Source organism: Actinomadura chokoriensis, assembly GCF_041463665.1.
Classification (GTDB): Bacteria; Actinomycetota; Actinomycetes; order Streptosporangiales; family Streptosporangiaceae; genus Spirillospora; species Spirillospora chokoriensis_A.
Genome location: NZ_JAXCEJ010000014.1, coordinates 34398 through 42682, shown reverse-complemented (window position 1 = coordinate 42682; position 8285 = coordinate 34398). Strand labels below are relative to the sequence as shown.

General features: G+C 73.0%; 9 protein-coding genes. 1 reads left to right on the top strand and 8 read right to left on the bottom strand.

Annotated elements, in window-relative coordinates:
* Positions 1-155: 155 nt before the first annotated feature.
* The 3 genes from SM418_RS21480 to SM418_RS21470 all read right to left on the bottom strand — a co-directional run bounded on the left by SM418_RS21480 (position 156) and on the right by SM418_RS21470 (position 1922).
* Positions 156-338: an NfeD C-terminal domain-containing protein gene (locus tag SM418_RS21480; RefSeq protein ID WP_371943224.1), complete on the bottom strand. Its 183-nt coding sequence runs from the start codon at positions 336-338 to the stop codon at positions 156-158.
* 114 nt (positions 339-452) lie between these two features.
* The gene (locus SM418_RS21475) at positions 453-1148 is read right to left on the bottom strand and encodes a hypothetical protein (RefSeq protein ID WP_371943225.1); all 696 of its coding nucleotides are present in this window, start codon (positions 1146-1148) and stop codon (positions 453-455) included.
* Positions 1149-1250: 102 nt separating this feature from the next.
* Positions 1251-1922, bottom strand: a complete 672-nt coding sequence (locus tag SM418_RS21470; protein ID WP_371943226.1) for a lysophospholipid acyltransferase family protein — start codon at positions 1920-1922, stop codon at positions 1251-1253.
* Between the two features lie 411 nt (positions 1923-2333).
* On the opposite strand from SM418_RS21470, the gene SM418_RS21465 reads away from it, so the two are divergent.
* Entirely contained in the window at positions 2334-2687 is a 354-nt protein-coding gene (locus SM418_RS21465; protein WP_371943227.1) for an STAS domain-containing protein, read from the top strand.
* Between the two features lie 3 nt (positions 2688-2690).
* Here the strand turns inward: SM418_RS21465 and SM418_RS21460 are convergent, their stop codons facing one another.
* Genes SM418_RS21460 through SM418_RS21440 form a run of 5 tightly spaced genes read right to left on the bottom strand, consistent with a single transcriptional unit; the run spans position 2691 to position 7876 of the window.
* Positions 2691-3542 (bottom strand): glutamate ABC transporter substrate-binding protein, encoded by an 852-nt coding sequence (locus tag SM418_RS21460; RefSeq protein ID WP_371943228.1) that lies wholly within the window; start codon positions 3540-3542, stop codon positions 2691-2693.
* 17 nt (positions 3543-3559) lie between these two features.
* Positions 3560-5107 carry a GlnX family signal transduction membrane protein gene (locus tag SM418_RS21455; protein ID WP_371943229.1) on the bottom strand — a complete coding sequence of 516 codons (1548 nt, stop codon included), beginning with the start codon at positions 5105-5107 and terminating at the stop codon, positions 3560-3562.
* Positions 5104-5823, bottom strand: a complete 720-nt coding sequence (locus tag SM418_RS21450) for an FHA domain-containing protein (RefSeq protein ID WP_371943230.1) — start codon at positions 5821-5823, stop codon at positions 5104-5106. The genes SM418_RS21455 and SM418_RS21450 overlap by 4 nt, the downstream gene beginning before the upstream one ends.
* A 5-nt stretch (positions 5824-5828) precedes the next feature.
* Positions 5829-7148 carry a VWA domain-containing protein gene (locus SM418_RS21445; RefSeq protein ID WP_371943231.1) on the bottom strand — a complete coding sequence of 440 codons (1320 nt, stop codon included), beginning with the start codon at positions 7146-7148 and terminating at the stop codon, positions 5829-5831.
* On the bottom strand, positions 7145-7876 hold the full coding sequence (locus SM418_RS21440) for a PP2C family protein-serine/threonine phosphatase (RefSeq protein WP_371943233.1): 732 nt from the start codon (positions 7874-7876) through the stop codon (positions 7145-7147). Before SM418_RS21440 ends, SM418_RS21445 begins: the two co-directional genes overlap by 4 nt.
* Between the last annotated feature and the right edge of the window lie 409 nt (positions 7877-8285).

Here is an 8285-nt window from a genome sequence, read left to right as displayed (position 1 = left end):
GTCACGGGGGCACGGTCACGGGGGCACGGTCACGGGGGCACGGTCACGGGGGCACGGTCACGGGGGCACGGTCACGGGGGCACGGTCACGGGGGCACGGTCACGGGGGCACGGTCACGGGGGCACGGTCACGGGGGCGCGGTCACTCGGGCACCGTCAGTGGGGCAGGGCGGGCGCCACGTACACCGTGCGGGGCGGGTGGTGCTCGACCACGACCACGATCGTCCCGACGCCGATCTCGTCCTGCGGGTTCACCGGGTGCGCGTAGAACGCCTCGACACCGCCCCGGATCGGGATCATGACCTCGCCGACGAGCCCCGGCCCGATCCGGCCGGTCACCCGGCCCTCCTTACCGATCAAGGAAACCCCCGCTGGGAACGACGCGCCCGGGACGTCCGTCCCGTGTAAGGCGAACCGTATCCGCTGAACGAGACGGACCGCGAGCCGCGCGCCTCACATGAGGACGCGTTCCGCCTGGGCATGCGATTCGCGGGCGAGGCGCTCGGCGTCCGCGCGGGTGACGGTCGGGCCGAAGACGGAGACGGTCGCGACGTAGTGGCGGCCCCGGAAGACGACGTACCAGGTGCGGGTCTTCGCGTTGCCGCTGGTCGTGGTGACGCCGACGGTGCGGGAGCCCTCGCCGATGTCGCCCTTCGGCACCTCCACGACGCGGTGCTCGGCCCAGTTCGAGCCGATCCTGGTGCGGAAGCTCAGGCAGCCGGACGGGACGCGCGCGTTGACCTGCTTCTCGCCGTCGGCGGCGGACATGCCCATCAGCGTCTCGGTGGCGGTCTGCCCGGCGTTGCCGGTGAACGAGACGAGCGCCGCCGGGACGTCGCCCGCCACGGCGCCGCCGGGACGGCCCGTCCCGCAGCGCGGCCTGTCCAGGGTCGCCTCGCGCTGGAGCCTGGCCGCGTTCTGGATGGCCTTCAGCGAGCCGTACTCCCCCGAGTCGGGCTCCCCCGCCCGCCGGTAGCCGGTCGCTTCGAGGAGCAGCGCCTGCGCGAGCTGGTCGGAGGTGTACCCGATGCCCGCGACCTCCGCGCGGGCGGTGCCGCCCACCTCGCGGGCGCGCTCGCTGCCGCCCCCGCACGCTGTCGCGGCGGCGGCAGTCACCAACAGGACGATCGGGAGGATCCTGTGCGCCATGGCCGCGACATTACGGCCCGGACGCCCCTTTCCGCCCCGGCGACACGCGCTGACCCCGAGCCTCCTCGGGGGCGCCCCGCCACGAGGGCGGCGCGGAGGGCGCTAGCCCTTCTCCGCGCGGTCGTTGTACTCGGCGGCGTAGTCCTGGCCGGACATCTTCTGGATGGTCTCGACGATCTCGTCGGTGATGGCGCGGCGGGCCTTGGCCGGCGGGAGGTCGCGGTAGTGGGAGAAGTCCATGGGCGGGCCGATGCGGACGGTCGGACGGGGGCCGAAGACCCGGGGGAAGGCCGTCCCGATCGGCTGGATCTTCTCGGTGCCTTCGAGGGCGACCGGCAGGACGCGGGCGCCGGATTCGAGGGCGAGCCAGCCCACGCCCGTCCGGCCGCGGTAGAGGCGTCCGTCCGGGGAGCGGGTGCCCTCGGGGTAGATCGCGAAGGCGCCGCTGTTGTCGAGGACCTCGGCGGCCTGCTCCAGTGCGCCCATCGCGGCGCGGCGGGCGCCGCGCCGGACGGGGACGTGCCCGAGGTTGGTGAGGAACCAGCGGACGAAGGCCCTCTTCAGCCCGCCGCCCTCGAAGTAGTCGGCCTTGGCGATGTAGGTGACCGGGCGCGGCACCGCGAGCGGGATGATGAAGCTGTCGATGACCGACAGGTGGTTGCTCGCCACGATCAGCGGCCCGTAGCTCGGCACGTTCTCGCCGCCGATGACGCGGGGCCGGAAAAGCAGCCAGAGGATCGGACGCACCACTCGCGTCATGAACGTGTAGAACACCCAGCCTCCCGAATTTCGCCACCGCCACTGTAACCTCTGCGCGGATCCGGGCCCGGGTCAGCGTCCGCCTTTCGCGCGGGGAGGCGGGCAAGAAATGGTCTGTCCCCAGTTCAAGCCATGCCGGAGGCGGTATTGGACGCCATTTCTTACTCCCTGGTAAGTTTCTCTTGAGTAAGTTATTGCCCGATTTCCCGGATGACCCCGGACGCATCCGGACGGCCCGGGCGGCCGTCGGGTAGAGTCTGCACGTGGGACCCGGCCGGGACGTCCGGTACGGCGTTACGGTCCGGGAGACGGGCCCGTGGCCCGGTCCTCATTCCCGGTCAGAGCTTGGAATGCGGGCACGGGTGCGCGATCCTGAGGAGTCACCTGAGTTGGCCGGGTGCCACCCGAGTGGGGCGTGAGGTGACCATGGACTTCGACATCAGCCTGATGCGCGACGACCGCTGCACCGTCGTACGCGTGAAGGGCGACATCGACGTGGTGTCCAGGACGCGCTTCGAGGAGATCCTCTTCGAGGTCGTCGACACGGCCGAGCCGACGGTCGTCGACATGCGCGAGGTGACGTTCTGCGACTCGACGGGCCTGAACGCGCTCGTCGCCGCCAACCGCCGCGCCGGCGAGCGCGGCACCCACATCGCGCTGGTGGCGCTCCCGCCGCGCGTCCAGCGAGTCTTCCGCATCACCGGGCTCGACAAGTTCATCCCGATCTACGACACGCTGCGCGAGGCGATCGTCGGGTTCCCGTCCACCACCACGCCCTGAGGTTCAGGTACAGCCCTCGAACTGGGGGACGCTGGTCGTCAGCTTCAGCCCCGACTCGCCGAACCACTTGGTGAGCAGGCGCTGCGCCGTGCCGTCCTGGTACATGGCGGTGATGGCCCGGTTGACCTCCTCGCAGCCCTTCAGGTCGCCCTTCCGGAGGCCGACGCCGTACTTCTCGTCGGTGAACGGCGCGTTGATCATCCGTCCGGGGCGGCCGGCGGCGAACCCGGCGAGGATCAGGTCGTCGGTCGAGACGGCGTCGAGCTTCCCGGCGGCCAGCGCGTCCATGCACGCCCCGTAGGTGCCCACGGTGACCGGCTCGGCGGCGACCTTGCGCTCCTCGATGACGCGGCGCCAGGAGTTGGAGCCGGTCACCTCGCAGATCCGCTTGCCCTTCAGGTCGCGGACGTTCTTGATCGAGGCGGCGTCGGCGCGGACGAAGGTGTCCTGGTGGGCGACGTAGTAGGGCCCCCCGAAGGTGACCTTCATCTTGCGCTTCGCGGTGATCGAGTACGTCGCGACGACCATGTCCACGGTGCCCTTGGCCAGCGCGTCCTCGCGGACGGACGAGTTCGTCGTCCGCCACGTGATGCGGCTCTTCGGGACGCCCATCCTGCCCGCGATGTAGGTGGCGACGTCGACGTCGAAGCCCTCGTAGGTCCCGTCCGGGCGCTTGACGCCGAGGGCCGGCTGGTCCTCCTTCAGGCCGATGACGAGGGAGTCCTTGTCGGCCGCCGACTCGGCCTCGGTGCCGCCGAGGCCGCAGCCGGCGAGCGTCGCGGGGGTCAGGACCGTGGCGGTCAGGACTGCGGCGATCGCCCGGGGGGCGGCCGCTCGGGGGGCGGTGGCGCGCATGGCTTGCTCTCCTCCGGTCAGCGGAACTCGGCCAGCCGGGGACGGACCCCCGCCAAGATCAGCAGGGCGATGACGGCGGCGCCGGCGGGCGGGACGGCGTTCCAGCCGCGCAGCCCGCCGTCGGCGTCCCTGATCGCCTCGTCGAAGGCGTCCTGGTGGACGGCGGTCAGCGCGCTGAGCGAGGCGTCGAAGGCCCCGAAGTCGCGGATGGCGCCGGACGTCCGTCCCATCCGGTGGTCGATCGCCCCGGAACGGTTCCCGGACGACGCGAGCCGCCGCATCTCCGCGTCGTTGCGCTGGACCGCCCGGTACGCCTGCAGTGTCTTCGCGAGGGCGTCCGCCTCGCGACCCTTGCCGGTGGTGCGCGCCTCGTCCCCGAAGAAGCCCAGGAACGGAACGGCGGCCGGGCCGCCCGCGCCGGGCTTGTACGGGGCGACCTTCTGCTCCAGGCCCGCGTAGTAGTTCTCCAGGTTCACCGGCTTGTCCCCGAGGTCGGGGTAGATCACCGACAGCGACTTGTCTAGGTAGGTCTGCTCGTAGGTGTCGGCGCGTCCCGGGTCGAGGAGGTAGCGGCTCTCGTCGGCGAACGCACTGTGGCTGATGGCGCGCGCGCGGGACAACTGGAGGATCGAGTCGAACCCGTCCTCCTTGGCGTTCTTGATGTGGCCCGCATGCGCCGTCAGGAGGCCCGCACCGACCGAGGTGAGGACGATCGTGGCGAGCGTGGCCAGCAGCAGCGCCGGGTTCAGCACGCGGCGGAACGTCCGCGCCAGGTACAACTGCGTGGCGATCAGAAAGAGCAGCACGATCAGGCCGGTGAGGGCGACCCATGCGCGGCCCGTCAGCACGGCCGACCGCTTCGTCTCGTACGACTGCCGGACGTGCGCGCCGCTGTCGAGCGTGATGTTGTACGCCTTGGGCAGCAGTTGCAGCTTCATCAGGTCGGTCGCCTGCCGGTAGGCGTCGATGACCTGGTTCGGCAGCTCGCCCGGCGCGTGGTTGGACTGGGCGTCGAGCTGCATCGCCTGGCCGACGAGGCGCTCGTACTTGCCGAGGCCGTCCAGTACCTCCTGGACGGTCCGCTTCAGGGCCGGGTCGCGTCCGGCGAGCTGCGCGGCCTGGACGGCGGCCGCGTCCGCCTCCGCGCGGCGCTTCTCATACACCCGCAGGGACTCGTCGTAGCCGACGCCGAGGTCGTGCTCGCGGCCGATGAGCAGGATGTTGGACACCTGGGCGTCCATGTCGCTGAGCGCGAAGTACAGCGTGCCGGTCGCGACGACCTGCGGGCCCGCGTCATGCCCGATCGTCTGGACGGAGTCGCGCGCGTTCCCGATCGCCACCGCGAGGACGGCGAGCAGCGCGACGAGAGCGGCCAGACACAGGACCACGTGCGCGCGCACACGGCCCGGGATCGTCTTCAGCCACCGTCCGCGGAGGAACGTCCTGAGACGGCCTCCGGTGGCGTGCTGCCGGCTCGCCGCCGGCTCCGGATCAGGCAGCGGACCAGGCTGCGGGGCGGACGTCCGGGGAGCGGGAACCACCGGCTGCACGGGACTCATCGTCATGGCAGGCCCTCCTGCAGGGACAGCGTGATGGTCGTCCAGGCGCCCACGTGGATGCGGTCGCCGTCGCCCATCGGCAGCGGCACGTTCACCGGGATCGGCTCGGTGCCGCCGTTCACCGTCGTGCCGTTCGTCGAACCGGGGTCGACGAGGTTCCAGGTGCCGTCCGGCTGCGCCAGCAGGACGGCGTGCAGATGCGACACGCCGGGGTCTTCGGGCGGCGCGCCCAGGTCGATCTCCGGCACGATCGCGCGCGACCTGCTGCGCCGCCCGATCCGGACCTGGCCGCCGAGCAGCGGGACGCGGCGCTCCGGGCAGTACGGCGGGAAGGAGAGGCCCGCGGCGTCCGGCCCCATCTCGGCGAGGACGCTGTCGAAGTACGCGCGGTCGGCCGTGACCAGCGCCGACGGGCCGACGGGCGGCGCGGCCGGGCCGCCGGGCGGCGCGGCCTGCGAACTGCCCGGGCGCGGCTGCGGCACGACCGGGACCGCCCGCGCCGCGTGGTCGACCGACAGCTCGACCGTGTAGAGGGTGCCGGTGTCGAAGTCGTACCCGTCGACCTCGCAGAAGCGGCCCGAGCGCGGCGTCCCGCAATGCGGGCACGCCGGCGGCTCCGGCGGGGCCGCAGGGGCCGCGGGGGGCGCGCCGCCGATGAGTTCGCCGCACACGTCGCAGTATTCGGCGTCCTCGGACGTGTGCCCGCTCGGGCAGATGGGCATGGGCGTCAGCCCCCGCGCCTGTCGCCGGCGTCGTCGCCGTGCCGGGTCCGCACGGTCCGGACGGAACGCGTGTCGAGCGACATCTCGTCCGCCTTCGACACGTCCCGTTTCAGGCGCACGGTGCCGTTCGCCTCGTCCACCACGTCCACGACGCGGTCGAGCAGGCCGGAGATCTGCTCGTTGCCGACCTCCCGCGCGAGGACGACTGCGCGCCCGAGCCGGGCCGTCGCGGTGTCCTCGTCGCCCTCCCGGCGCGCCTCGAGCCCCTCCTGGATCGCCTCGGCCAGCTCCGACTGCCCGGTGTGGTGCGCGACCCTCCCGTTGATCTTGGTCGAGCGGGCCTCGTCGTCGGTCCACTCGGCGAGGACGTTCCCGGACGCGAGGACCCGGTCGCCCGCGAGGAGCTTCAGCCACGCCGCCCGCATCTGCCGTCCGACGTCGCCCGGCCGCACCTCGACGCACACGTGGTACTCGCGGGACTCGTTCCCCCACGCGCCGAGCGGGTAGTCGCCCGTCTGCGGCCCCGACTCGACCCGCCGGCCGGTCAGGTCCTCCACGGCCGGGACCATCTGCTTGACGAACCGGAGCCGCGACTGCTGCGGCGTCCACACGCGCATCGTGACGTCCGCGACCTCCTTGCTCATCGCGGCCCGCGTCATCGCCAGGAAGTCGGCCTCCAGGTCGGCGGGGTCGGGGACGTCCAGGAACCCGCCCAGCAGCGCCGAGGTGATCTTCCGCAGTTCGGCGACGTCCCAGTCGGTGCCGACGCCGCGCGCGTCGCAGAGGAACCGGCCCGCGCACAGCCGCAGCGCCGCGTCCAGCTCCTCGGCCGACTCGTGCTGGTTCTTGCCGTCGGTCAGCAGGATCGCGTGCTTGACGGCGTCGTCGTACCCGGTGAACAGCCGTTCGGCGAGCCGCAGCCACGACCCGATCGCCGTCCCCCCGGCGGCCTCCAGCCGTCCGATCGCGTTCACCGCGCCGCGCCGGGACGCCTCGTCCACCGCGATGAGCCGCTCCCCCTGCGGGTAGATCATCCGCGGCCGGTTCGCGCCCGCGACCACCGCGAAGTGCACACCGTCCCGCAGCACGTTCACCGCCGCCCGGGCGGCCCGCTTCGCCGCGGCCATCTTCCCCCGGTACGACATGGAGCCGGACGTGTCGATGAGGATGATCTCCGCCGCCGGGGCGCCTCCGCCCCCGCCGCCGCCACCGCCACCGCCGGACGAGCGCGCCTCCACGGTCACGATGGCGTGCATCTCCTGCCCGCCCGCCGGAAGATAGGCGTTCTGGTCGACGCGGACGGTGAACTCCGGAGTCCCGCTCATCTGCCCCGCTCTCTCCCCGGCGGCGAACAGGGGATCACCGCCACCGTCACGTTGTCGCGGCCACCCGCGTCCAGCGCCGCCCGCAGCAGCCGCCGCGCCGCGCCCATCGGGCCGTCTCCGCCCAGCGCCACCGCCGCGAGATCCGCCGCCTCGGGCAGTCCGTTCCACAGCCCGTCGCTGCACAGGAGCACCAGCCCCGGGCCCGTCGGGCGGAACGCCGCCACATGCGGCTCGACGGGCCCCGAGTCCGCACCCAGCCACGCCGTGATCGCATGCGCCCGCTTGTCGGCCCACGCGTCGTCGGCGCTCATCGCGCCCTGCTCGATCATCGACTCGGCCCACGAGTCGTCCCGCGTCAGCAGGCACGACCCCGCTTCTCCCAGCCAGTACGCCCGGCTGTCGCCGACCCATCCGACCGTGACACCGGCCGGATCCACGATCGCCGACACGAACGTGCACGCCGGCGACCTCCGGGGTTCGCCGGCGAGCCCCTCCACGACCTCCGCGGCCCGCTCCACCGCCGCGCGCGTCGCCCCCTGGGGATCCATCCCGACCGAGACACGCCCGGTCAGCACGGCCACGGCGGCATCGGCCGCCCGCCGCGACGCCTCCTCGGACCCCGGCGCGGTCGCGACCCCGTCGCAGACCACCGCACACGCCCCGCGCGGTAGGGCCGCGATGGCGAACGCGTCCTCGTTGCGCCGCCGCCGCAACCCGAGATCACTCACCGCCGCCCCGGCCGCCCCGAGATCAGCCTCGACGTGCTCACGCCCGCCGGGCTGCCGCAGCCCGCACCGCTCACAGAACCCGTCCCGCCCGACGGCCGACCCGCCGCAATCGACACATCCCGCCCCGGCCTGCGGAACGAAACCCCCGCCGGTCGCGCAAGGCGCGGACGACGTGCCCGGCGCAGGTGCTGCCACCGACACGCCAGGCGCACGCCCCGCCCGGGGCGCGAACGGCACGCCCGACGCGGACGGCGCGGGTGTTGCGCCCAACGTGCCCGGCATGCTCCCGGCCCCCGGCATAGGTCTCGCACGCGGCGCGGACGGTGCACCGCTCATGTGCGGCATGGGCACCGCGCTCTCCACGGGTGACCTGGGGTGGGGGACTGCCGGGTCGGGGGCGCCGCATTGT

Coding starts and splice junctions, on each gene's coding strand:
- SM418_RS21450 (WP_371943230.1), bottom strand. CDS start 5,823: ATGCCCATCTGCCCGAGCGGGCACACGTCCGAGGACGCCGAATACTGC.
- SM418_RS21445 (WP_371943231.1), bottom strand. CDS start 7,148: ATGAGCGGGACTCCGGAGTTCACCGTCCGCGTCGACCAGAACGCCTAT.
- SM418_RS21475 (WP_371943225.1), bottom strand. CDS start 1,148: ATGGCGCACAGGATCCTCCCGATCGTCCTGTTGGTGACTGCCGCCGCC.
- SM418_RS21465 (WP_371943227.1), top strand. CDS start 2,334: ATGGACTTCGACATCAGCCTGATGCGCGACGACCGCTGCACCGTCGTA.
- SM418_RS21455 (WP_371943229.1), bottom strand. CDS start 5,107: ATGACGATGAGTCCCGTGCAGCCGGTGGTTCCCGCTCCCCGGACGTCC.
- SM418_RS21460 (WP_371943228.1), bottom strand. CDS start 3,542: ATGCGCGCCACCGCCCCCCGAGCGGCCGCCCCCCGGGCGATCGCCGCA.